The sequence below is a fragment of the Ligilactobacillus ruminis ATCC 27782 genome, from assembly GCF_000224985.1.
GTDB lineage: Bacteria > Bacillota > Bacilli > Lactobacillales > Lactobacillaceae > Ligilactobacillus > Ligilactobacillus ruminis.
The window spans coordinates 524,758-550,464 of sequence record NC_015975.1; the positions used below are offsets into that span (position 1 = coordinate 524,758).

Annotated in this window: 18 protein-coding genes, 2 pseudogenes and 1 riboswitch; of the genes and pseudogenes, 16 read left to right on the top strand and 4 right to left on the bottom strand. The window is 45.8% G+C overall.

Annotation, left to right across the window (positions count from 1 at the left end; translation table 11 throughout):
* Window positions 1-262: 262 nt before the first annotated feature.
* The 4 genes and pseudogenes from LRC_RS02620 to LRC_RS11820 all read right to left on the bottom strand — a co-directional run.
* Window positions 263-478 carry a heavy-metal-associated domain-containing protein gene (locus LRC_RS02620; RefSeq protein ID WP_003693476.1) on the bottom strand — a complete coding sequence of 72 codons (216 nt, stop codon included), beginning with the start codon at window positions 476-478 and terminating at the stop codon, window positions 263-265.
* A 17-nt stretch (window positions 479-495) separates the two neighbouring features.
* Window positions 496-2,775 carry a heavy metal translocating P-type ATPase gene (locus LRC_RS02625; RefSeq protein ID WP_041819863.1) on the bottom strand — a complete coding sequence of 760 codons (2,280 nt, stop codon included), beginning with the start codon at window positions 2,773-2,775 and terminating at the stop codon, window positions 496-498.
* A 198-nt stretch (window positions 2,776-2,973) separates the two neighbouring features.
* Window positions 2,974-4,114: pseudogene (locus tag LRC_RS02630) on the bottom strand (RNA-guided endonuclease InsQ/TnpB family protein).
* Window positions 4,056-4,307, bottom strand: a pseudogene (locus LRC_RS11820) (IS607 family transposase); the annotation flags it as partial. The pseudogenes LRC_RS02630 and LRC_RS11820, both read right to left, overlap by 59 nt.
* A 24-nt stretch (window positions 4,308-4,331) precedes the next feature.
* Between LRC_RS11820 and LRC_RS02640 the strand changes: the two are divergent.
* The 16 genes from LRC_RS02640 (at window position 4,332) to LRC_RS02715 (ending at window position 25,688) form a co-directional block, all read left to right on the top strand.
* Window positions 4,332-4,751, top strand: coding sequence for a helix-turn-helix domain-containing protein (locus LRC_RS02640; RefSeq protein ID WP_046922846.1), 420 nt, complete (start codon window positions 4,332-4,334; stop codon window positions 4,749-4,751).
* A gap of 32 nt (window positions 4,752-4,783) precedes the next feature.
* Window positions 4,784-5,440 (top strand): DUF2238 domain-containing protein, encoded by a 657-nt coding sequence (locus LRC_RS02645; protein WP_014073033.1) that lies wholly within the window; start codon window positions 4,784-4,786, stop codon window positions 5,438-5,440.
* Window positions 5,441-5,796: 356 nt separating this feature from the next.
* Window positions 5,797-7,830 carry a transketolase gene (tkt, locus tag LRC_RS02650; protein WP_014073034.1) on the top strand — a complete coding sequence of 678 codons (2,034 nt, stop codon included), beginning with the start codon at window positions 5,797-5,799 and terminating at the stop codon, window positions 7,828-7,830.
* 17 nt (window positions 7,831-7,847) lie between these two features.
* A complete protein-coding gene (gene aroF, locus LRC_RS02655) occupies window positions 7,848-8,843 on the top strand; it encodes a 3-deoxy-7-phosphoheptulonate synthase (RefSeq protein ID WP_014073035.1) in 996 nt (331 codons plus the stop codon).
* Window positions 8,844-8,852: 9 nt separating this feature from the next.
* The gene (gene aroB, locus LRC_RS02660; protein WP_014073036.1) at window positions 8,853-9,917 is read left to right on the top strand and encodes a 3-dehydroquinate synthase; all 1,065 of its coding nucleotides are present in this window, start codon (window positions 8,853-8,855) and stop codon (window positions 9,915-9,917) included.
* Between the two features lie 495 nt (window positions 9,918-10,412).
* Complete coding sequence (locus tag LRC_RS02665) at window positions 10,413-12,398, top strand: ABC transporter ATP-binding protein/permease (protein WP_014073037.1); 1,986 nt, start codon at window positions 10,413-10,415, stop codon at window positions 12,396-12,398.
* Between the two features lie 275 nt (window positions 12,399-12,673).
* Window positions 12,674-13,144 carry a YbaK/EbsC family protein gene (locus LRC_RS02670; protein ID WP_014073039.1) on the top strand — a complete coding sequence of 157 codons (471 nt, stop codon included), beginning with the start codon at window positions 12,674-12,676 and terminating at the stop codon, window positions 13,142-13,144.
* A 433-nt stretch (window positions 13,145-13,577) separates the two neighbouring features.
* Complete coding sequence (locus LRC_RS02675; protein WP_041820276.1) at window positions 13,578-14,165, top strand: ECF transporter S component; 588 nt, start codon at window positions 13,578-13,580, stop codon at window positions 14,163-14,165.
* A 43-nt stretch (window positions 14,166-14,208) separates the two neighbouring features.
* Entirely contained in the window at window positions 14,209-14,865 is a 657-nt protein-coding gene (locus tag LRC_RS02680) for a glycoside hydrolase family 73 protein (protein ID WP_014073041.1), read from the top strand.
* Window positions 14,866-14,936: 71 nt separating this feature from the next.
* Window positions 14,937-15,036, top strand: a riboswitch (purine riboswitch).
* 83 nt (window positions 15,037-15,119) lie between these two features.
* Window positions 15,120-15,698 carry a xanthine phosphoribosyltransferase gene (locus LRC_RS02685; protein ID WP_014073042.1) on the top strand — a complete coding sequence of 193 codons (579 nt, stop codon included), beginning with the start codon at window positions 15,120-15,122 and terminating at the stop codon, window positions 15,696-15,698.
* Window positions 15,699-15,700: 2 nt separating this feature from the next.
* Complete coding sequence (locus LRC_RS02690; RefSeq protein ID WP_014073043.1) at window positions 15,701-16,987, top strand: nucleobase:cation symporter-2 family protein; 1,287 nt, start codon at window positions 15,701-15,703, stop codon at window positions 16,985-16,987.
* Between the two features lie 131 nt (window positions 16,988-17,118).
* A complete protein-coding gene (locus LRC_RS02695) occupies window positions 17,119-18,267 on the top strand; it encodes a 5-(carboxyamino)imidazole ribonucleotide synthase (protein WP_014073044.1) in 1,149 nt (382 codons plus the stop codon).
* Between the two features lie 254 nt (window positions 18,268-18,521).
* Window positions 18,522-19,760, top strand: coding sequence for an IS256 family transposase (locus tag LRC_RS02700; RefSeq protein WP_014073045.1), 1,239 nt, complete (start codon window positions 18,522-18,524; stop codon window positions 19,758-19,760).
* 503 nt (window positions 19,761-20,263) lie between these two features.
* Complete coding sequence (gene pcrA / locus LRC_RS02705) at window positions 20,264-22,501, top strand: DNA helicase PcrA (RefSeq protein WP_476737622.1); 2,238 nt, start codon at window positions 20,264-20,266, stop codon at window positions 22,499-22,501.
* A gap of 11 nt (window positions 22,502-22,512) precedes the next feature.
* Window positions 22,513-24,528 carry an NAD-dependent DNA ligase LigA gene (gene ligA, locus LRC_RS02710; RefSeq protein ID WP_014073047.1) on the top strand — a complete coding sequence of 672 codons (2,016 nt, stop codon included), beginning with the start codon at window positions 22,513-22,515 and terminating at the stop codon, window positions 24,526-24,528.
* Entirely contained in the window at window positions 24,528-25,688 is a 1,161-nt protein-coding gene (locus LRC_RS02715; RefSeq protein WP_041819864.1) for a CamS family sex pheromone protein, read from the top strand. The genes ligA and LRC_RS02715 overlap by 1 nt, the downstream gene beginning before the upstream one ends.
* Window positions 25,689-25,707: the final 19 nt, after the last annotated feature.

Genomic DNA, 25,707 nt, shown 5'->3' on the forward strand with positions numbered 1-25,707 from the left:
TGGCTGTTTTCATGTTTTTTCAAATCTGCCCGTAAAATCCAGTTCCCGGTTACGGCAAAACGTCGATTTTGAAATTTGCCCGTAACCTCGTCAAGCTCTCATTCAATTTTACGAACAAATTCACCTTTTCTAACGAAAAACCGATTTCTTTTGGTTATTTCTGTCATAACATAAGATTGTCCTGAATACGCAAAAGCCCCAGATGAGATTTGTAATTAATTGCAAATCATCCAGGGCTTTAATTTTAGGCATGGTTCATCAGCTATTTGAAGAAACCGAACTTGGCCTTATAGCCTGCATCTGAAACCGCATCTTTTAATGCCTTGTCCGATACGGTCGAATCGGCTTCAATCGTTGCCTTTTTTTGTTCAAGGTCAACTTTGGCGGACGTTACTCCGTCAACTTTCAATAATGCTTCTTTGACGTGATTTGCACAATTCATGCATGTCATGCCTTTTACGGTAAATGTTTTTTCCATTGTTGATTCCTCCTGGATTAATTTTTATGATTAGAGTGCCTTGCGCTGAAAAAGCGCAGCCGCAAAGCATTGGTAACGACAAAGACGGAACTGAAACTCATTGCAAGAGCACCGATCATCGGACTGAGTTTAAGTCCGAATGAAGGGTAGAAGATTCCTGCAGCAATCGGAATTCCGATAATGTTGTAGATGAATGCCCAAAAAAGATTTTCTTTGATGTTTTTGATGGTCTCATTGCTGAGCCTGATAGCGGTCGAAACTTCAGTGAGCTGGCTTTTCATTAAAACAACGTCGGCTGAATCAATGGCAATGTCGGTTCCTGCTCCGATGGCAATGCCGACGTCTGCTCTTGCAAGGGCAGGCGCATCGTTGATTCCGTCACCGACCATGGCGACTTTTTGTCCTTGATTTTGCAGCTTTTGAATCTCATGTTCCTTGTCAGCGGGCAGGACCTCTGCAATGACGTTTCTGATGCCGGCTTTTTTAGCGATGGATCTTGCGGTCGTTTCGTTGTCACCGGTCAGCATGATCGTTTGAAGGCCCATTTGATTGAGTTCCTCAATTGCTTCTTTACTTGTGTCTTTAATAACGTCAGCGACGCGGATGATGCCGATGAGACGATTGTCTTGGGCAAAGTAAAGCGTTGTTTTTCCGCTGTTTGTACTGTTGTCAAGAAAATTTGCTGACGTTGTTTCAATCTGGTTTTCATTCATCATTTTCAAATTTCCGGCAAGAACCTTCTTACCATCGATAATACCACGAATTCCCTGTCCTGCAACCTGCGTGAATTTTTCGACCTCAAGCAAAGAAAGATTTTTTTCTTTTGCAGAATTCGTAATTGCTTGAGCCAAAGGGTGTTCAGACAAGGATTCAAGCGAAGCCGCAATTTGCAGCAAATCGTTTTCTGTATTTTGCAACGGAAAGATGTCGGTGACAACCGGCTTGCCTTCCGTAATCGTTCCGGTTTTGTCAAAAACGATTGTTTGCAGCTCATGCGTTGTTTCAAGCGCCTTGGCGGATTTGAACAAGATTCCGTTTATTGCCCCCTGGCCGGTTCCGACCATGATGGCTGTCGGCGTCGCCAGTCCGAGAGCACACGGACAACTGATGACAAGGACGGAAATTCCGATTGAAAGAGCAAATTCAAACGTTGAACCAAGCAACAGCCAAGTAATGGCCGCGATAAAAGCGATGCCGATTACGATCGGAACGAAGACGCCGCTGACGCGATCGGCCAAATTAGCGATGGGAGCCTTGGAACTTGTTGCTTCATCGACAAGTTTGACGATTTGAGCAAGGACGGTCTCATCGCCTGTCTTGGTGACTCTCATTTTGAAATAGCCGTTTCGGTTGATGGTTGCGCCGATTGCCTTGTCGCCTTCTTTTTTGTCGACCGGAAGACTCTCGCCCGTCAGAGCAGATTCGTCGATTGATGCGCTGCCAGAGATGATGACGCCGTCAACAGGGATGCTTTCTCCGGCCTTGACGATTACGACGTCATCTTTCTTGACTTCTTCTACCGGAACGTTTTTTTCCTGGTTGTCACGCAGCACTCTGGCCATTTTAGGTGCCAGATTCAAAAGCTTTGAAATGGCATCCGTTGTTTTGCCCTTGGCTTTTGCCTCAAGCGTTTTTCCGAGCGTAATCAACGTCAAGATGGTTCCTGCAGATTCAAAGTAAAGATTCATGACGTGTGCCGAGACGCTTTTAAAATCCAGAAATTCCAATCCAATGCCAATTTTGTAAATAGTAAATATTCCGTAGACAAGAGCTGCCGAAGCTCCTAACGCTACCAGAGAGTCCATGTTCGGCGTTCCCTTGAAAATAGACTTGAACCCGTTGATGAAATAGCTGCGGTTAAGGTAAATGACCGGCAGAAGCAGCAGGAACTGCGTGAAGGCAAAGGTGATGGCATTCGTTGTTCCTAAGAAGAAAAACGGCAAAGGCCAACCAAGCATGTGTCCCATCGAAAGGTAGATCAGCGGGACGGTAAAGATGACTGACCAGATCAAGCGCTGCTTATAAGACTCATACTCTTTTTGAGCCGAATTTTCTTCCGTATCTTTGGTCAAATCAGCGTTTTTTGAGCGAAGCCTTGCTCCATATCCGGCATCTGAAACGGCATGTTCTATTTCTGATTGATTAAGCTTGTTTTCGTCGTAATCAACCACCATGCTGTTTTTTAAAAGGTTGACCGTGACTTTTTTGACGCCCGGTTGTTTTTCGACGGCTTTTTCAACGTGTCTTACGCAGGAAGAGCAGGTCATTCCGGTAACGTCGTAAGTTTCTTTTCTCATAAATGTTTCTGCTATACAAAATGTAGAATAATATGGGAATACAAAACATTTTTCCACATTATTAGAAAGAATATAGCTTTTCCTTTCCTAAATTTTATTTGCTGCCGTCAACGCTGGTATTCCCATATCCTAACGTGAGGTTAATGACAGTGACCGGCTCTTGCAGCTTAAGGACGTATCCCGCCCATTTTGATTTTCTTATATCAATGCCATTAAATTCATGACTGCATTTTCATCTCTGTCCATGACGGCATCGCATTCATAACAAACGTATTCGTTATGCTTGGTTTTATGTTTCATGTTGCCGTCAAGACCGATTTTATCGTCACCAGTCTTGACGAATCCGCATCGAGAACACCGTTGCGTGCCTGGATAGAATTTGTCGGCTAAAAATAATTCTTTGCCGTACCATTGGCATTTATAAGCTAAAACCTGTCTGAAACAGCCAAACAACGACCGTTGCAATCCTTTAGACGCAACGTGACTCATCTGCATTCGCTTCACGTCCAAATCTTCAATAACGATTTCGTCATAATTGTTGACCAGCTCGGTCGTAAACTTTTGAACGATATCATGCTGAGTGTTGGCAACTTTTCGATAATCACGCTGCAACTTGGCTTTCGTTTCAGCGTAGTTATTCGATTGAGCTGCCTTCTTTCCGTTTTCTGTCTAACGATCGCTGATAATGCTTGATGCGCTCATACAAGGTTTTGAGATTATGCGGTAAAGTTTTGACTTGTCCTTCCGTGTAGCTGAAATGACCAACGTTGACGTCAACAGCCGTCTTCTTGCCAGTTTTGGCTTTTGTTTTGATTTCGACTTCAAAAGGCAGACTCGCCCAGTATTTGCCGTTTTCACGGTAGATAGAAACGACTTTCAATTCGCCTTTTAAGAATGCTGCTCCTTTAAGACGAATATCGTACCATTTCTTGATTCCGCGCGGTTTATCCAATCGCAGCTTTCCGTTGACGATTTTGGCTCTATCGGTCTTGAATCCCTGTCTAGGGGCTTTTTTAGACTTGAACTGCGGTTTGCCCCAGTCGGGCTGAGCTTTGTTAAAGAAATTTTTCCACGCCTTGCCTAAATCAGAAACGGCAAGCTGAAGACATCTGGCTGACAGCTGATACTGCCAGTCGGCTTTATCGGCAACCAGTTCGTCACGAACCTTGCGTTCATTGGGCAAAAGTTCTTTGTCTTCCAAAATCAAAGAGGCATCATACATATCGTTCCATAAAGCCAATCCTTGATTCCAGCAATAGCGTCTGTAATCGCACAAATCGTCAAGAACCTTTTTCATGGTTCGATTGGGATACAGCCTTACCTTTTGGGTTCTTATCATCATTTTCATCTCCTTTCAAAGACTTGTCGTTTGCAATTTTGCTTTTATATTTTCGCAAAACATGCAAGCGACAAGAAAATATGTTAACAATGCTTACAATATCATCAACCATTTCCTGGTCGGGACTTGTTTCAACGTTATTAAGAACTATGATTTCAGTATTGTGTTTTCTGCATAACGTTTCAAACCAATCCGGTTAAAAATCGGAGACGGCTGTTTGTCTACAGATTTAAGCATACATTTTCAAATCAAAATTAACAAGGAAAGCGGCTTGGTTTTGCCCGAACGGGACAGATATTTTTCCGAAAGGGATAATTTTGGCGATAAACTGATTGAAAATTTGGATAAAAGATATACGATCGACGTGCTTTCAAGCGGGTTTTTGATGAATCAGACGACGCTCAAAGCAGTGTTCAAGAAGGTTTACGGAAAACCGATCGCTTCATGTATGAAAGACTATCGAATGAAAAAAGCTGCCGAAATTCTTAAAGAAAGCGATATGCCGCTTTTTGACGTTGCAGGCACGGTCGGATGCTCCAGCCAAAGCAAGTTCAGCCAGGCGTTTAAAGAATCGTACGGAGTCGTTCCGAGCCGCTGTCGTCAAGAACAAATGCTTGCCAGTTTTAAGCGACAATAGGATAATTGAATTCGAAAGGATGTGTTTTGAATATGAAAAAAGCTACTGACTGCGGGTTGGCGGCAATTGTGCTGATGATGCTCTTTTCCCTTGTTTTGACAGCTAAGGATGTGTTTTTGGCCACTGTCCCCAAGAATAAAAATGCAGCATTGTTTCTTTGTCTGGAAATCGTTTTGGGAATCGTGATCGTTTGTTTGCCGAAAATCATTTCTGTCAAATTTGATTTATACCTTCCTCCGATGATTTACGGATTCTTTTTGCTTTTTATCTTTGGGGCAATTTATTTGGGAACCATCTATCACTTTTATCGAATTCCTTATTGGGACAAAGGACTCCACCTTATCAGCGGTGCTTTGCTCGCAAGTTTTGCGCTGTCGCTTTTTGGTGCGCTCGTTCCAAAAGAGCAGCAAGAACTTCCGCCGGGTTTCATCAGTCTGTATGCGACGGCGTTTGCGATGATGTGCGGTGTTTTATGGGAATTTTATGAATTTACGTGTGATTCGTTCGGGATGAATCTGCAGCGCTATATGGCAAACGGTCACATGTTGGTCGGAAGATCTGCCTTGATGGACACGATGGGCGATTTGATTGCCGACTTCATTGGTGCGGTTTTGTTTGCTGCGGTTGCCTTTGTTCAAATCAAGAAGAATGATTCGTGGATGCAAAAATTCTTTTTTCACAAAAATTAAAAAAGACTAAAAAAATGGTTGACGAATCACTAAAATCGAATTATAATCGTATCAACAAGTTTATTTAATGACGATTTAATTTTTTAAGGAGAATGTAATCATGAGAAAATCAACTGCAAAATCACAATTACGATTTTACTATTACTGGTTTATCCAGTGACGTCGATGCCGCATCTGGTATGGGCGTTACTTTCCCAAACTGGATGCGGCCGGTAATGATTTTCTTGTGGTCGAAGGTCGCATGGATGCAATTGCACTGTGAGGCCTTTTTAATTTTCTGTTTTTCGTATCTTGACAGATTTTTGGTTCTTACAGTGTCGCTGTAGGAGCTTTTTTATTAATCGGGAGGAACGAAAATGACAAAGGAAGTTGGACAAAATATTGATGAACTTGCAATCAACAATCTGCGCGTTTTGAGCTGTGAAATGATTCAGCGGGCAAATTCAGGGCATCCGGGGATTGCCCTTGGAGCGGCACCGATGATGTGGGCGTTGTTTTCACGTCATTTGCGAGTAGATCCGAAAGATCCCGAGTGGTCGAATCGCGACCGTTTCGTTCTTTCTGCCGGACATGGATCGGCACTCTTATATGCAATGCTTCACGTCAGCGGCTTTGATCTGTCGATTAATGACTTGAAGAACTTCCGGCGTTTTGGAAGCAAGACACCTGGTCATCCTGAGCGTGGACATGTTCCCGGTGTTGAAGCAACAACGGGTCCGCTTGGTCAAGGCATCGGGATGGCAGTCAGAATGGCGCTTGCTGAAAGAACTTTGGCGGCTCGCTTGAACAAAAAAGCCAAAGTGGTCGACCATTTCACGTACTGTCTTGTCGGTGACGGTGATTTAATGGAAGGAATCTCGCATGAAGCAGCCAGCTTTGCTGGTAATCAGCGTCTATCCAAATTAATCGTCTTATACGATTCAAATGACGTTTCTTTGGACGGACCGGCTTCAAGAAGCTTCAGGACGGATGTTTGCCGCAGATTTGAAAGCTATGGCTGGGATACGCAGCTGGTTGCAAACGGCAATGACGTCGATGAAATCGATCGGGCGATCGAAAAGGCCAAGAAAACGGATAAGCCGAGTCTGATCGAAATCAAAACGACAATCGGTTTCGGGGCTGACAAGGCTGGAACGAATGCCGTGCACGGTGCGCCGCTTGGAGAAAAAGGACTTGAAAATCTTCGGACTCGTCTTGAGTATGACGGACCAGCCTTCACGGTTTTGCCGGAAGTCAAAGCTGCAGCTGAAACGATGATCGAAAATCGCGGCAAAAAGGCTCATGACGATTGGCGCAAGGTGCTTGACGATTTGGCGGCATCTGATGAAGAATGCTTTGATGAAACGGTTGCGGTCTTAAACGGAAAACGTTGCCTCAATGCTCTTGACGGGATGACGCGCTACGAGAGCGGAGCGGAAGCAAGCCGCGATACGAGTCATAAGGTTATCCAGGTTCTTGCAGAAAAAATGGACAATCTTGTCGGCGGTTCCGCAGACTTGTCTTCGTCAGACAAAACCGCAATTGACGCAAGCGGTCTGCTTGATGACGAGCATCCGACCGGAAGAAACGTCGCATACGGCGTTCGCGAGTTTGCTCAAGGAACGATCATGAACGGAATGGCTTTGCATGGCGGTCTTAGAGTATTCGGCGGAACGTTCCTCGTGTTCTCGGATTACCTGAGAGGTGCGATTCGCTTGTCTGCTTTGCAAAAACTCCCGGTCGTTTACGTTTTCACCCATGACTCAATCGCAGTCGGAGAAGACGGACCGACGCATGAGCCCGTTGAACAGCTGATGAGTCTGCGCTCATTGCCAAATATCGACGTGCTTCGTCCGGCTGATCCGAACGAAGTGATCGCTGCTTGGCAACAGGCGATTGATTCCGTTGATCATCCGACGGTTTTGGTTTTGACTCGTCAAAAGCTGCCTGTTTTGTCACGGACGTCCAAGCTCGCAGATGCAGGCGTTGCTCGCGGAGGATACGTTGTTTCTCCGCAAAAGGGGATGCGGCCAAGTGGAATCCTGATTGCTTCCGGATCAGAAGTTTCATTGGCAATCAAAGCTCAAGAGCGTTTGTTCAAGCTGGGTGAAGACGTCAGCGTCGTATCCATGCCATCTATGGAACGTTTCGATGCACAGCCGCAAAATTACAAGGATCAGGTGCTTCCGCCGTCCGTCAGAAGAAGAACGGCCATTGAAATGGGCTCGACGCGCGGTTGGGAACGTTACGTCGGACTTGACGGAACGATCGTTGGACTTGATGAATTCGGCGCAAGCGGCGCAATGGACGATGTGCTTGCAGATGCAGGCTTCACGGTCGAAAACGTTGTTTTGACGTTTCAAAAAACAAATGTAACCGGTGAAAATCATTTATCGGCAATTCGCTTATAATTTAGGAGGAAAATATTATGATTATTGTTTTGAAGAAGGATGAAGCAAAGGAAGAAATTGAAGTTGTCAAGAAGGCATTTGATGGCAAGAAACAGGTTTTCGTGCATGAAAACCGCGTTGCCGTTCAAGGTGCCAAGGCAGACGAAATTCCAGGCGAAGTTCTTAATGCGGCAGAAGACGTGATTACGAACGTTCCGGCAGCGGTTCAGTCAAGCCGTCTGCTTCATCCGGAAGATACGATCGTCAAAACGGCGCATACTGAAGTCGGCGGCAACAAGCTGGCTTTGATGGCCGGCCCTTGCTCCGTTGAAAGCGAAGAACACATTCACCGGATGGCCAAAGTTGCAAAGGAAGCCGGCGCAACGGTTCTTCGCGGCGGCGCATTCAAGCCGAGAACATCACCCTACTCATTCCAGGGCCTTGGTGAAGAAGGTCTGAAATACTTGCGTGAAGCTGCTGATGAGAACGGAATGGACGTCATTACTGAAGTAATGGATGACGAACACGTTGAACTTGTCGGAAAATACACGGATTTCTTCCAAATCGGTGCCCGCAATATGCAAAACTTCTCGCTCCTTAAAGAAGTCGGCAAAACGAAGATCCCGGTTGCTTTGAAGCGCGGCATGTCTGCAACGATTGACGACGTGCTTAATGCTGCTGAATACATTGCTGCATGCGGAAACAATCAGATTATCTTGATTGAACGGGGAATTCGCACGTTTGACAACAAGTACACGCGCAATACGTTTGATGTTGGTGCGGTTCCCGTTCTTCAGCAATTGACGCATTATCCTGTCATTGTCGATCCGAGTCATGCTGCCGGAGTCTGGGATATCGTTACGCCGCTTGCCCAGGCCGGCGTTGCGGCAGGTGCCAGCGGTTTGATCGTTGAGATCCACGATGATCCGGAACATGCATTTTCTGACGGACCGCAAGCACTCAAGCCGGATACTTTCAAGGAAATGGCACGTCGTTGCGAAGAGATTCACAAAGTCGTTTCAGCCTGGAAATGAGGTGGTTGAATGCGAAGCGTTGCGGTCGATACCAAAGACAAATCATATGAAATTTTAATCGAAGAAGGAGTTCTCGACAATCCTGCCGAACATCTCGAAAAGGTATGGACCAGGAGACGTTGCGTCATTTTGACCGACACAAACGTGTACCCGCGTTACGCAAAGAAAGTTTCAAAAAATCTTTCTGAAGCCGGATTCGAAAACATCGTCATTACGGTTGAAGCTGGAGAAAAAAGCAAATCATGGCAAACTCTCAGCAACGTTGTTTCTCAAATTGCCGATTTCGGTTTGACCAGAGGAGACGGCTTGATCGCGCTTGGAGGCGGGGTTGTCGGAGATTTGGGCGGACTGTGCGCTTCGCTTTATATGCGCGGGATCTCGTTTGTTCAGTTTCCGACTTCGCTTCTTGCACAGGTTGACAGTTCCGTCGGCGGCAAGACCGCGATTGATATCGCGCAAGGAAAAAATCTTGTCGGAACCTTTTACCAACCCGATCTGGTGCTGATTGATCCCCTGGTATTGAAGACATTGGACGAAAGGGTTACGGTCGAAGGTTATGCGGAAGTTGTCAAGTGTGCCGCAATGGTCGGCGGAACGTTTTGGCAATTGATTGAAAAAATTGATGATGCGCAGGCAATTTTGAAACACGCTCCGGAACTGATCCAAAGAAGCGTGGCATTTAAAGCTGAAGTCGTTACAAAGGACGAAAAAGAAGGCGGTTTGCGCAAATTGCTCAATTTTGGGCACAGCATCGGCCATGCGGTTGAACTTCTTGCGGATGGCAGACTGCTTCACGGTGAAGCGATTTCGATCGGACTTGCCGAAGTCAATCGAATTTTTGAAAGTCGCGGACTAACCGAGGAAGGAACGACACAAGCAATTTGCGACCGTTTGCAAGCGGTCGGACTTCCGCTTGAAGACGAACTCCTTTCAGATTCGCGTATGACTGACATCATGAAGCATGATAAAAAAGTTTCTAAAGCGGCACTGACTTTTGTCTTCCTTAAAAAAATCGGTGAGCCGGAGATGTTTTCCGTCTCGTTGGATGAATTGCAAAGATTCATTGAAAAATAAAGATACGAATAAAAGAGGCTGGGAAGAAACCATGACTCAAATTGAAAACCCCGGATGATTTGCAGTACTGCGATTGTCCGGGGTTTTGCATATGCATGACAATCGCTTGCCATGATGGAAATAGCTCAGAATAGTTTGGCGGCAAATTTGACTGAGAGCTTTGCGCGCTGATTTAGCGAGCGGTTGCATTCGGCAAAATCATTGCCGTTTACGGACACATCGATGAAAATGAGTCGTCTGTCATGAAAAGCATTCTTTTTAAACAAAACCGACAATTGTCTGTTTTTTGCTGATTGATATAAAATCCAGTAATGGTTATAATCGATAATATCAAATTAAACAACATCTGTCGGTTTTATTGAGAGGATTAGAAGGCACTATAAGGTTTCGGGTTAATATTTTTCGGTAAGCCTAATCACATTATTTGACTATACAAAAATTAATTGATACAGTATATTAGCGTAAGCTAAAGTTAAATTTTTACGGAGGTTTCATATGGCAGTTTTGGAATTGAAGAACGTTAAAAAAGTTTATAAGATGCCTGGCGGCGGCACTTTTCAAGCCTTAAAGGGAATCAGCGCCTCTTTTGAAGAGGGAGAAATGGTTTCGATTGTCGGCGAATCCGGCAGCGGAAAGTCGACTTTAATGAATCTGATTGGCGGACTTGATTCTGATTTTGAGGGAGAAATCATCTATCAAGGCAAGAACCTGCGTGACTATACCAAGCAGGAACTGGACAGATTTCACAAAAAAAGCATTGGATTCATCTTCCAGAACTTCAATCTGATTTCTCATCTGAGTCTGCTGGACAACGTTTCGCTTGCGATGACTTTGTCAAACGTTGACAAAGAAACTCGCGACAAAAGGGCAGCAGACCTTTTGAATCAAGTCGGTTTAGGCGAACACATGCATAAAAAGCCTGATGCGATTTCCGGCGGCCAAAAACAGCGCGTGGCCATTGCGCGTGCTTTGATCAATGATCCGGACGTGATTATTGCCGATGAGCCGACCGGAGCTTTGGATGCTGAAACGACCGACACCGTGCTTGAAATGATCAAGGAAATTGCTGAAAGCGGCAAGCTCGTTTTGATGGTTACGCACTCTGACAGGGTTGCTTCGCATTGTACCAGAGTTCTTAGAATCGACAGCGGCTCGCTTATCTCAGATACGACGCAAGATGTTGAATTCCATAAGAAACCAGCTGATAAGAAAGAAACAAGCCCGGTTAAGAACATGAGCTTGACGAATGCGATTCGCCTTGCTTTCCTTAACATGAAAGCCAAGTTCGGGCGCAATGCTTTAGTGGCATTCGGTTCGAGCATCGGCATCATGGCGGTGGTTTTGATGCTCGGAATCGGACGCGGCGTGACGAATTACATCAAGAGCACGATGGTTACCTATACGAATCCGAACGTGACTGAAGTACATAAGCAAAGTCTTGAAATGGATAAAAAACAGCAGGAAAAAGTTCAGGCCGGAGATTCAAGCACGATCGGAAGCGTGCGTGAAGATCATATTTCAATGATGACCGGGACGTCCAAAAAGAATACTTTCAGTCAAAAAGACATCGACAAATTGAAGAAAATTAAAAACGTCGATACGATTCAGCGCGGATATTCCACGTTTTCTCTTGGGACGAACAAGGTTGCTTTTAATTCCAATACGGCAAACATCATGATGCTGATGACGATGTCCAAGTCGGTTACGAAATCAAGCATTACGAAAGGTCATGCTCCAAAGAAGAACGAAGTCTTGCTTGATCAGGCGACGGCAGATCTTTTGGGCAAAAACATCATTGGCAAAAAAGTCAGGCTTTCGCTCACAATCGGTGACAAACCGATTGAAAAAGAAGTCAAGGTCAGCGGAATTTACGATACGCAAACGAGCACGATCGTCGTTCGTTACGGTGATTTGAATCAGGTGTTCAAAGACAACGGACAAAGGCTCAAGGCCAATACGGTATTCTTATATACAAAGAACTCCGACAATACGAAAGCCATCAAAGACAAGGTCAAAAAGCTCGGATATTCAGGATCGATGCAAGAAACGATGACCGACATGTTTACGCAGATGCTTGACGTTATTACGTATGTCTTGGCGGCAATCGCCGGCGTTTCGCTGGTTGTTTCCGCAATCATGATCTTGGTCGTGCTGAACATTTCCGTTGTCGAACGGACAAGGGAAATCGGCGTGCTCAAAGCTCTCGGAGCTCGTCGCAAAGACGTTCGTCGCATTTTTGTTTCAGAAGCGTTTCTGATTGGGCTCGGTTCTGGTCTCTTGGGGGTCGTCATTACGGAGATTCTTGGATTTGCAATCAATTCGGTGACAAAGCCGGCCTATGACGTGAACGTTGTCAACCTTGAACCGCAGTTTCTGATTTCCGGCATCATCATCAGCATCGTCATCAGCATGCTGGCAGGACTGCTTCCGGCAAACCGTGCTTCCAAACTTGATCCTGTTGAATCATTGCGCAAGGAATAGTCTTGAAAAAAGAATCCTGAAAAAACCGGTCCTCAAACTGAAAACTCGAGGCTTCGGAAAAAGGACCCGTTTTCGTCTTTAAATAAATTGAATGTCGAACAAAGGAAGTTGCAAGTCGACTGATTTTGTCCGGCATTTTTTTCTATTTTGATACGTGAAACTCTTTTTGCCAAATGCAGCGCTGCATTTGGATAAAAAATATTCTCAATTTATTATTGCTGTTTTTTAATCTTGATGTTAGAATTATCTCGATATTTTACAAGGGAGTGACGGGATTGAGTCGAGAAAAGGTCGAACAATATTTGGAAAAAGAAAATTATGCGGATCGAATCATCGTGCTTGAAGATTCCAGCGCAACGGTCGAAGAAGCTGCTCATGCATTGGGGTGCGAGCCTGAACACATTGCTAAAACAATGTCGTTTTTGCTTGATGAAAAGCCGCTTTTGGTCGTTATGGCGGGGGATGCCAAAGTTGACAATCGCAAGTTCAAGAATCGTTTTCACAAGAGGCCGCGCATGATTGCGTCAGACGTTGTGGAAAAGTTCATCGGGCACGCTCCTGGCGGCGTTTGTCCGTTTGCAGTCAAGGAAAACGTGGCCGTCTTTTTGGATGAATCGCTCAAACGTTTCAAGACGGTATATCCGGCTGCAGGGGATGCTCATTCTGCGGTGCGGCTGTCGCTTGAAGAACTTGAAAAACTTGCTCATCCCAAGGAATGGATCGACGTTGCCAAAGGATGGGAATGATGACGCGAAGCTGTGAAAAACGATGCCGTAAATTGAAAAACCGGATGATTTGCCATCAATTGCAAGTCTGATCCGGTTTTTTGCATGCATGACGCCTGCTATGATGGGAATAACCAAAAATAGTTCGGCGGTGAATTTGAGTGAGAGCCTGGCGGAATCGGGTGAGCAGCACTGCATTTAAAAAGACGGTTTTTACTCGCGAATCGGCCGCCTTCGTTCGGCATTTCATTTAATTCAAGCAAGAAACTGAACTTTTTTTTGCGAAATACAGTGAATGAAACGTCAAAGCGAATTCAAAGATTTTGCGAACGATATTCATCAAAATGGACGAATTTGTTCGATGATATTGTTTAAAAGGTAACATTGAAATTTAGACTTGTGATATAATTTGAAACAAGTCGATTTGACGAAAAAATTCATGGAGGGTATTATTTTGGACAATAAAAATAAAACGTTTCGCAGCGTTTTGATAGCGTTGTTTTGCGCAATTATCATCGTACAGAATTTTGTGCCTTTTTTCGGTTACATTCCGGTCGGTCCCTTGAATCTGACAACGATTCACGTCACCGTAATCATTGCGGCAATTGTTTTGGGACCTCGTGACGGTGCAATCGTCGGGGGAGTCTGGGGGCTCATCACGTTTATCAGGGCCTACGTCTGGCCAACGAGTCCTTTGGCGACAATCGTCTTTGTCAATCCGTTGGTATCGATCGTGCCCAGAATTTTAATCGGTGTCGTTGTCGGTTATGCATTTATTTTTCTCAGAAATAAAATTAAAAAAGTTCCGGCAATGTGCGTTGCTTCAATTCTTGGGGCGATGACGAATACGATTTTGGTGCTCGGCTTGATCTATCTGCTCTATCGCGGACAGTCACAGACATTGTATTCGCTTGACGTCAAGGCCCTTTTGCCGTACCTGCTCGGCGTTATCGGGACGAATGGCGTTCCGGAAGCTATTTTAGCCGGCATCGTTGGTCCTGCAATTTCCGTTCCGTTGCTGTCAAGACTTGAAAGGAAATAGTCGTTTTGCGCAATTCCGTTCAGTACTTGTGGGGTGAGACTTTGTGGCACGCAAAAAAAATTATCCAAAAAAGAAGAGAGGCTTTCTGATTGTCAACGGCAGGCTTCGGTATCCTGACATTATCTTGGTTTTATTGGTCGTTGCGTTAATCAGCGTTCAATTGACGAAGTGGGTTCTGGATGTTGGAAACGTTCAAAATACCGAGCCGAAAACGGAACAGTATGCTAAAAACAACTCTGATAAATCAAGCTTCATCAAAGTGCTCGTACCTGTTGCTCAAGAGCAGCAAAGACGGCATCATGTTTTTTCAAGCATTACCTTGGCGCAAGCTGCTTTGGAATCTGATTGGGGAAGAAGCGAACTTTCTTCCAAGTATAACAACTTGTTTGGAATCAAAAGCAATCAGGCAAGCAGCGTGCTGCTGACGACGCAGGAATATGTCAACGGACAGTGGATAACCGTTAAGGCACGTTTTGCTACATATGACAGTTGGGCTGATTCAGTCAGAGCACACACGCAGCTTTTTTTGAACGGAACGCAGTGGGATAAGGAGCATTATCGTTCGGTGCTTGAGGCATCTGATTATAAACAGGCAGCCCAGGCGCTTCAGGATAAAGGATATGCGACTGACCCCGGGTATGCGCAGAAACTGATTTCCTTAATTGAAGAATATGATTTGAACCAGTACGATTCGCTTTGAAATCTGATGATGTCCGGTCATGGCAAGGCTTTTTCTTAGCCGTTTATCATTGAAGAATAATTTGGAATATGTTATCCTATGCTAGTGTTACTTGTATAAATGCCGTAATATGGTCGGCAAGTTTCTACCCAAGGCCGTAAATCTTGGACTATGAGTAAGAATAGCTAGGTTTATTGGCTTTTTTTACTGTTGAGGGTAAGGAAAGCCTTTTTGTTTGCAATTTTATTTCGTACGATGCACGAGGAGGAATTATTTTGAAATTGCTTGAGGATCGCATTCGTCAAGATGGCGTCGTTTTGCCGGGAAACGTTTTAAAGGTTAACCAGTTTTTGAATCACCAGATTGATCCGCAATTGATGTATGAGATTGGTCAGGAATTTGCGCGGTTATTTAAAGAACGTCCCGTCACCAAAATTTTGACGGTCGAAGCTTCCGGGATAGCACCTGCAATTATGGCCGGACTCGTCATGAACGTGCCGGTTTTGTTTGCCAGAAAGAAAAAACCGTCAACGCTTGATGACAGGACTTACACTGCAGAGGTTTACTCATATACGAAAAAAGTGACAAATACGATTTCTGTTGACAGCAAGTTTTTGTCAAAAAATGATCACGTTTTGATTATTGACGATTTCCTGGCTAACGGCCAAGCAGTCAAAGGAATGCTTGAAATCTGCAAGCAGGCTGACGTCAAGGTTGAAGGCGTGGGAATCGTCGTTGAAAAATCGTTCCAGGAAGGTGCCGGTTGGATCAAAGGTCAAGGAATTCGTCTGGAGTCTCTGGCACGCATTTCTTCATTTGAAAATGACACCGTGCATTTTGTGGGGGAAGAATAGTTATGGAAAAAGAAGTCAGTCAGGGAAGAGCCGCCGTTTTAGGATTGCAGCATTTGCTCGCCATGTATTCTGGCGCTGTTGCCGTTCCTTTGTTGATCGGCACGGCTCTGAAGTTTAATGCCGAACAAATGACGTACCTTGTTTCAATCGATATTTTCATGTGCGGTTTGGCGACTTTTTTACAGCTCGCACGCAACCGTTATTTTGGGATAGGGCTTCCGGTTGTTTTGGGATGCGCGATTCAAGCAGTCGAACCGCTTAAGATGATCGGCAAGCAGTTTACGATTGGCACGATGTACGGCGCAATCATCGTCGCCGGGTTTTTTGTCTTTTTGGTTGCAGGGCAATTTTCAAAAATCAAGCGCTTGTTCCCGCCAGTCGTTACCGGAACGCTGATTACGGTCATCGGTTTGACGCTGATTCCGATTGCCGTACAAAACATGGGCGGCGGTGATGCGACGGCTAAAGCGTTTGGTGCTCCGAAAAATCTTTTTTGTGCATTTTTGACGATTGCGATTATTTTGGGAGTTCAGGTTTTAGGAAAAGGCTTTGTTCGCTCGATTGCCGTTTTGATTGGGCTGATCGTCGGGTCGCTCGTCGCATTTTTAATGGGGATGGTTTCGCTTTCTCCTGTCAGCGAAGCAGCCTGGTTCCACTTGCCGCAGCCGTTTTATTTCGGCGTTCCTCAGTTTGAGTGGTCGTCTTCGGTAACGATGATTATCATTTCGCTTGTTTCGATGGTCGAATCGACGGGGGTTTTCTTTGCGTTGGGCAATCTGCTTGACAAAGACATCACGGCAGACGATCTCAAACACGGATATCGTGCTGAAGGACTCGCGGTTATTTTAGGCGGGGTGTTCAACACCTTCCCTTATACGACTTTTTCGCAAAACGTCGGACTGCTTGAACTTTCCGGCATCAAAACCAAACGCCCGATTTACTGGTCTGCAGTGTTATTGATGCTCATGGGCCTTTTGCCAAAAGTCGGTGCGCTTGCGACGATTATTCCGACGCCTGTTTTGGGTGGGGCGATGTTGGTGATGTTTGCGATGATCAGCGTTCAAGGGATCAGAATGCTGTTTGACGTTGACTTTAAAGATGAGCACAATATTTTGATCGTGGCGGTTTCAATCGGGCTCGGTCTTGGCGTTTCGGTTTATCCGGGAATTTTCCAAGCCTTGCCGAAGACGCTGCAGCTTTTCTTAGGGAACGGAATCGTCGTTGCAAGTTTGTGCTCTGTCTTGCTCAACCTCATCTTTAACGGCAAGAAGGGCTTGGATAAAGAATAATTGATTGGTAAGAAGAGGACTTTTGCTTAAAAAATGGTAAAAGTCCTTTTTGAATGCTCTGATAAATGTTTTGATACGACTGGTTGTGGTAAAATTGTCTTATAAATATGAAACTAGAAGGTTGTGGCAGAATGGAAAATGCGATGTTGTTCCCAGGTGATACGATCGGAATTATCGGGGATAGCCAAAACGGGATTATGTTGGCTCAAGCCGCCAAGAAGATGGGCTTTAAAGTGGCAGCATATTGCACCGGCCAAAGCGTGCCAACATTGTCAGAGGCAGACGTCAAAATCGTTGGTCGCATGAATGACAAGGAAAAATTACAGGATTTTGCGCAAAGATGCAATGTCGTCACATATGAATCAGAAAACATTGCTTCAGAAACGGTCGAGTTTCTCGAACGTTTCACGAAAGTACCGCAAGGACACGAAACGCTTGAGATTACTCAGGACAGACTGCTTGAGCGAGCATTTTTTGAGCAGTTGAACGTTAACATTGCGCCTTATGCGACGATTGTCAGCTTGGACGATATTTATCAGGAAATCGGCTCAATCGGGTATCCTTGCGTCTTGAAGCCGATTCAAAAAGGTTTTGGCAAAAGACGGCAGCGGATGATTACCAAGCAGACCGATATTGCAAGATGCGCAGACATCATCGATTTGGGGACTTACATTCTTGAATCATGGGTCGAATGTGCCAAAGAGCTTTCGGTTGTTTTGACCAGGGATGCCGACGGTGAAGTGAACTTCTTCCCGCTGGTCGAGAACGTCTATCGTGACAGAGTCCTGCATGAAACGCTTGCACCGGCCAAAGTGCCTGAACAGATCGAACAAGAAGCAAAGCGCATTGCCAAAGAAATCGTCAGGGGATTGAGCTATGTCGGCGTCATGCAGGTGGCATTCTTTTTGACGGCTGAAGGCACGCTTTACGTCAAACGCCTGGTTCCGGCGCTTAGCGTTCCGGGTTACGTGCTTGAGCAGGCATCAAGCGTGTCAATGTTTGAACAGCACTTGCGGGCTTTGGCCAGGATGCCTTTGGAAAATGCAGTGCCGCGTACCAGTGGCGCAATGGTCATCGTATCAACGGCCGATCTCGAGAAGGTGCGGCTTCAATGGTCGTTGAAATCCAATTGGTCATACCGGTTATTCAGAATTCCCGAAACGCTGCGTCCGGTCGAAAGAGAAGGCTACATCCTCGTTTCTGCCGAGACGCCTGAAAAAGCGGCCGCACAAATCGAAGCAACCGGAATCTGGGATGAAGCAAAAACAGAAGAAGAGTAAACATGTTGATATGAAGGCAGCCGTGATTTGACGGCTGTTTTTTTGTGCGCTAAAAATTCAGTGCTCGTTTCCGATTACGGAAACATCCTCGATTTTTGAAATATGCCCGTAAACCCCGGCTCCCGATTACGGGCAAATCCCCGATTTTGTATGCCCGTATAATGGTGTAAATTGATAAAAAAAAGAGAGCCAAGTGCTCAGCTCCCAGGTATAATTAAATCAACAAACAACAATAATACTAGGAGGATGAACAAATGGCCCAATTAAATATTACCTTAAATCAAGAGGAAATTCTACAACTTCTTTCAAAGGATCACGATCAGGCGTTTCGTGAGCTGCTTCGTAAAAGTCTCAATAGTATTCTGATGGCGGAATCCACTGCTCAGCTCAAGGCTGAGCCTTATGAACGGTCAGAAGAACGCACGGACAGCCGCAACGGCACTCGAGAACGCGAGCTCAAGACCCGGATAGGCAAGATCACCTTAACCGTGCCGAGACACCGCAATATTCCTTTTAAGACTCTTGTCTTCGATAACTATTCCAGAAGCGAAGCTGCCTTGATTGCCAGTATGGCGGAGATGGTTGTCAGCGGTGTAGCGACACGGAAAGTGTCGAATATCATGGAAACTCTATGCGGAACAACATTTTCCAAATCATCGGTTTCAGAAGTATTCAAGGATCTGATTGAAAAGGTCAATGAGTTCAAGGACAGACCCTTGACCGGAGACTACCCGTTTCTAATAGTGGATGCAACCTACTTCAAGGTCAGGGAAAAACACAGAATTGTTTCCAAAGCGTTTATGATCGCTTACGGTACAAATCAGGAAGGACACCGTGAAATACTCGGATTTGAAGTATATGACAACGAATCCAAAGAAACTTGGAATTCCTTTCTCCAAAAACTGAAAAAACGTGGTCTCCAAGGACTTTTGATGATCACTTCTGATGCTCATGAAGGTATTCAGGATGCCGTCAGTAAGGTATTTCCTGAGGTTCCATGGCAAAGGTGCCAGTTTCATTTTGCCAGGAACATTTCGGGAAAATCACCAAAAAAATATCAGGCAGGCATCAGAGCCGAACTTCAGGAAATGTGGAACTGCGAAACTATAGAAGATGCACGTAAAAAACGTGATGAAATCATCGCTGATTACAGAGATGTTGCTGAATCTGCCATGTCATGCCTCGATGAAGGCTTTGAAAGTGCCATGACCGTCATGGCGCTTCCTAAGAATTTGCGGAGATATTTCAGAACATCAAACCATATAGAACGACTGAACAAAGAGCTGAAGCGACGTTCTTCCGTCATCGGAATCTTCCCAAACGAGAACTCGCTGATGCGGCTGATGGGTTCCGTTCTGTTGGAAAGAAACGATGTCGTTAGCTCCAAGAAAGCCATATTCAGTCCGGCAACCTACGCAAAAATGATCAAGTCTAAGACGGTTGCTGAACTAAAAGAATTGGCAGAGGAACAACAAAAACTAAGAGCTGCGTAAGGTGTATCACTCTTTCCGAAGCTGTCAAGGGAACCTCTTCGAGGTGCGCAGATGGCGCACCCTTGACAGCTCCTTCAAGAGTGATAGTGGACATACATGGATGCATTCGCATCCCCTGCACAACTTGTGCCTGGGAAAAAATATTTTACACACAAATTAGGACTTGACTCCGATTTTTGAAATATGTCCGTAAAACCCAGTCTTCTGATTACGGGCAAATCCTCGATTTTTGAAATATTCCCGTAATCTCGCCGCTTTCTCATTCTGGTTTTCTGACAAAGCATTCATCTCCGTAATTTGTCAGAAAACTGACGCAGAAACCGGCCGTCTGCAAGGTGCTGATTGCTGCTGTGGGCGCTGCATTTTTCATGCTCAGAATCAGCATCGAAAAAACGCGAAGAAACGGGGAAAACAAGTTCTTTTAAAGCAATTTTAAAAGAACTAATGAGCCTTTTTTGGTATAATAGGAAATGATTGATTACTTTCAGAGGGGATTGAACAACTTGACGCAAAATGACTTATTGAACGGAATGAATGATAAGCAAAGAGAAGCCGTTGTTTGTACGGAAGGACCGCTTTTGATCATGGCCGGTGCCGGAAGCGGCAAGACGCGCGTTTTGACGCACCGCGTAGCCTACCTTATCGAGCATCAAAATGTCAATCCGTGGAATATTTTGGCGATCACGTTTACGAACAAGGCTGCACGCGAAATGCGTGAACGTATCGACAGGCTGGTCGAATACGGTTCAGAAGCCGTTGGGGTTTCGACGTTTCATGCTTTGTGCGTGAGAATTTTGCGTCGCGATGCCGAGAAAGTCGGATTTTCAAAGGCATTTACGATCGGCAGTCCGAGCGAGCAAAAAACTTTAATGAAACACATCGTTGCCGATACGCTGAATCTTGACACGAAACAATACGATCCGCGCAGCTTTCTCGCCTCAATTTCTTCCTGGAAGAATGAACTGATCGAACCAGAAGAAGCGCTTTTGCAGGCAAATGCAGAGGCGAATCCCATGGAAGTTGCCGCCGCACGTGCTTATCAGATATATCAGGACGAATTGAAGAAAAATCAGACGATGGACTTTGATGATCTGATCATGAAGACGATCCAGCTGTTTGAAAGTTCGCCTGAAACGCTCGAATTCTATCAGCGCAAATTCCGTTACATTCATGTCGACGAATATCAGGATACGAACGAAGCGCAATATCGTCTGGTCAACATGTTGGCGCAGGGGTTTCGCAACCTTTGCGTCGTCGGTGATGCCGATCAGAGCATCTACGGATGGCGCGGTGCCAACATGGAAAACATCTTGAACTTTGAAAAAGACTACAAGGATGCCACCGTCATCAAACTTGAACAAAACTACCGCTCGACGAAAACGATTCTGCAGGCTGCAAACGAAGTGATCGAGCATAATCTCAATCGCAAGGACAAGACGCTTTGGACCGAAAACGAATCCGGTGACAAAATTACCTACTATCGGGCCGACAATGCGGCTGCCGAAGGCTATTTCGTCATCAAGAGCATTCAAAAAGAGATCAGGGAAAAACATCGCAGCTATAATGACTTTGCGATTTTGTACCGCACGAATGCGCAGTCGCGTACGCTTGAAGAAACATTTGTCAAGGCAAACATCCCCTACAAGCTGGTCGGTGCCCATCGTTTCTACGATCGCAAGGAAATCATGGATATTTTGGCCTACCTGCGTCTGGTTGCCAATCCGGACGATTCGATGTCGTTTGCGCGCGTCGTCAATGAGCCGAAGCGCGGAATCGGCGCAACTTCGATCACGAAGCTGCAAAATTTTGCCGACATGCATGGCATTTCATTGTACGAAGCGGGCAAGAGTGTTGATCTGACGGGGATTCCCGTGCGGACCGCGAAGAAGATCACGGAATTTTGCGATATGCTGAAATTATTCCATCAGGTTCAAAAGAAAGCCACGATTACTGAAATGACGGAACAGATTCTGTCGATCACAGGCTATCAAAAAGCATTGAACGATGCCAATACGCTTGAAGCAAAAGGTCGTTTGGAAAACTTGGAAGAATTTTTGTCAGTGACGAAAGAATTTGACGAAAACTGGGATCCGGAAGACGAAGAAAGCGATCCGTTTACGGACTTTCTGGCCGATTTGGCGCTTGTTTCCGATCAGGACGGCGTTGACCAGAATGATGACGTCGTCACGCTGATGACGCTTCATGCGGCTAAAGGTCTGGAATTTCCGGTCGTTTTTCTGATTGGAATGGAAGAAGGCATCTTCCCGCTCGGAAGAGCAGCCATGAATGAATCAGATCTAGAAGAAGAACGACGCCTTGCTTACGTCGGGATTACGCGTGCCGAAGAAAAACTGTATCTGACAAATGCGCTGTCGCGGATGCTTTACGGCAGAACGCAGCAAAATACCGCCTCGCGCTTTATCGGCGAAATCTCGGATGCGCTGCTGGAATCGGCCAACGAAACCGTCAAGAACTCAAGCTATCCGTTTTCAAGTGGTCCCGTTGCGACTGAAAAAGTCGAAAAGCCAAGGAAGAGACCGGGGACAATCGAACGACCGGCACAGACCGGTGCCGAAAACGTCGGCTGGAAAATCGGCGACAAGGTCGAGCACAAGGCATTCGGACTCGGAACGGTCGTCAAAGTCAATGGTTCCGGAGAAAATGCAGAGCTTGACGTCGCCTTTTCCGGCAATGGCATCAAGCGTCTGTTAGCTGCTTTTGCACCGATCAGGAAAGTTTAGAGGAAAAAACCATGGATAAAGAAGAAGCAAAAAAAGAACTTGAAAGTCTTCGTGAAAAGCTGACCAAATGGAGCAGAGAGTATTATGTTTTGGATGCGCCGACGGTTGAAGATCACGTCTATGACGAAAATTACAAGCGTCTGTTGGAACTGGAAGCAAAGTTTCCGGAGCTTGTGACCAAGGATTCGCCTTCGCAGCGCGTCGGTGGCAGGATCTTGACGAATTTCACGAAAGTCGAGCACGAAATCCCGATGCTTTCATTGGGCGACGTGTTTTCAAAAGAAGAACTGGCGGACTTCGTTAAACGTCTGAATGAAAATGCAGGGGCTGATTTTGGCTACAACTGCGAACTCAAAATCGACGGCCTGGCAATTTCGCTGACGTATGAAGACGGCATCTTCGTTAAGGGCTCGACGCGCGGAAACGGGACGATCGGAGAAGACATCACTGAAAATCTCAAAACGATCAACGCCGTTCCGCTCAAGCTCAATGAAAAAATTTCGGTTGAAGTTCGCGGTGAATGCTACATGCCGAAAAAATCGTTCGTTGATCTGAACAAAAAGCGCGAAGCAGAAGGACAGCCGGTGTTTGCCAATCCGAGAAATGCAGCGGCCGGATCTTTGAGACAGCTTGATTCAAAAATTACGGCTGAACGAAATCTGAGCATCTTCATCTACTATCTGATGGAACCGGAAAAATTCGGCGTCAAAACGCAAAGCGAAGCCTTAAAGAAGATGGCATCCTGGGGGTTCAGGGTCAACGGCGAGTCGCGCGTTTGTTCAACGATGGATGAAATCGATGCATATCTTGACGAGTATCAGGCAAAGCGTGCAGGACTTGAATATGACATCGATGGCATCGTGCTCAAAGCAGAGCCGTTTACCGTGCATGAGCTTGTGGGAAACACGGTCAAGGTTCCAAGATGGGCGATTGCCTACAAATTTCCGCCGGACGAACAGGAAACGATCGTCAGAGACATTGAATGGACGGTTGGCAGAACGGGCGTCGTGACGCCGACGGCCGTCATGGATCCGGTTTTGCTGGCAGGAACGACCGTTTCAAGAGCCTCTTTGCACAACCCGGATTATCTCAACGAAAAGGGGATTCGCTTGCTTGACACCGTCAAATTGCATAAGGCAGGAGACATCATTCCGGAAATTTCAGAAGTCGTTTTGGAAAAACGCCCAAAAGATTCAAAACCATATGAAATTCCGACGAATTGTCCGGAATGCGGCGCAAAACTCGTGCATCTGGATGATGAAGCAGCGCTTCGCTGCATCAATCCGAAGTGCAAGGCATTGATGAAGGAAAGTCTGACGCACTTTGCTTCGAGAAATGCGATGAATATCGACGGCCTCGGCCCAAAGATCATTGAACAGCTGTTTGAGCGCGGGATGATCAATGACGTTTCCGATCTTTACAAGCTGACGTTTGACGACTTGCTTTTGCTTGACAAGTTCAAGGAAAAATCTGCCAGCAATTTGCTTAATGCAATTGACGCAAGTCGCAAAAACTCGCTTGAACGCCTGTTGTTCGGCCTTGGCATTCGTCATGTCGGTGCAAAGGCGGCCAAGCTTTTGGCGGAGCGTTTCATGACGATGGATGCCTTGGCCAGGGCGTCAAAAGAAGAGATCGTTGCAATCGAAACCATGGGCGAAACGATTGCCGACAGCCTGTCGACCTACTTCAATTCAGAAGGAGCAAACGAGCTGCTTGAAGAATTGAAGAGCGTCGGCGTCAACATGAGCTATCTCGGAAAGACTGCGGCCGAATTGGAAGAAGATGCCTCCGGTAGTGCATTTAACGGTCTGACCGTTGTTTTGACCGGCACGCTTGACCGTCTCAAGAGAAGCGATGCCAAGAAATGGCTTGAAGAGCACGGCGCAAAGGTCACCGGCAGTGTCACGAAGAAAACGAATCTGCTGATTTGCGGACATGATGCCGGTTCCAAACTGGTCAAGGCAAAAGAACTTGGAACAAAAATCATGAATGAAGAAGAGTTCCTGCAAAAGATGGAGGAAAAATGATGAAGAAAAAACTGCTGGTTTTGACCAGTCTTTTTGCCAGCACGGCAATGCTCGGCGCATGCGGCAACCTCGGCAAGGCTATCTCTGGCGGCGGGGCTTCGCAGGTCGTTACCTCAAAGAAAAAGGGATATCAGACGACGGGCCAGACCGATACGGACTATTATCAGGGCATTATCAAAGATGGCCGGTATCTTACGAACAAGGCCCGCGGAGTCGGCGTTTATCAAAATTCAGATAACATGCTCAACTTGAAAAGTTTTGAAGCAGGGATGATGAACCTTTCAAAAGAACAGTTCCCGACTAAAAGCTATGTCTTCAGAGAAGGCCAGGTTCTGTCAAAAGATACTGTCGAAAACTGGCTTGATCGCAAGTCAAAAGACAATCCTGACGGGCTCAATCCTGAAGACAACGGTAAAAAAGAAGCCGACAAGAGAAATCCCATCTATGTTCAGCAGATTGAAGAACAAGATTATATGCAGGAAAAAGACGGCAAGCTTTCACTTGCCGGCGTGACGATCGGAATCGGGATGAATCAAAAAGATTATTACCAAAAAGAAGAGTACGGCGCAACCTATACGACCGATATCTCGACTGAAAAAATGAAAGAAGAAGGTCAAAAGGCAGCGACAACGATTCTTGCGCGTCTGCGTCAAAAGTCAGAAATCGGAAACGACACGCCGATTTTGATCTGCATGTTCAAGCAGGCTCCAAACGACAGTCTGGTCGGCGGTTCATTCTATGCGTATGCACTGAGCAAGAGCGGAACTTCCATCAGCTCATGGACCGATACGGATATCAAGAGCGTGGTTCTTCCGGCAACCGATTCTTCAAGCGTTCCGAATGAAAATGACGCAACGTCGTTTAGTGCTTTCATGAACAAGACGCAAAGCTTCTTCCCGAACCTGGCCGGCGTTACGGCACAGGCTCAGTACAAGGGCAAGGAACTTCAAGGGATGCACGTCAACATTACGACTCAGTTCTACAGCATGACGGAAATTACGAGCTTTGCCCAGTTCGTTTCGCAAATGGCAAGGACGTATCTGCCGTCAGGCGTTCCGATTGACATCACGATCAAGGGATCGGACGGGACGGTTCAGGCCTTTTTGTCAAGAGATTCTGGCCAAACCTCGTACTATACGCATGTCTTCAGCAGTTATTAATTCCGTAAAATGCGGCAAG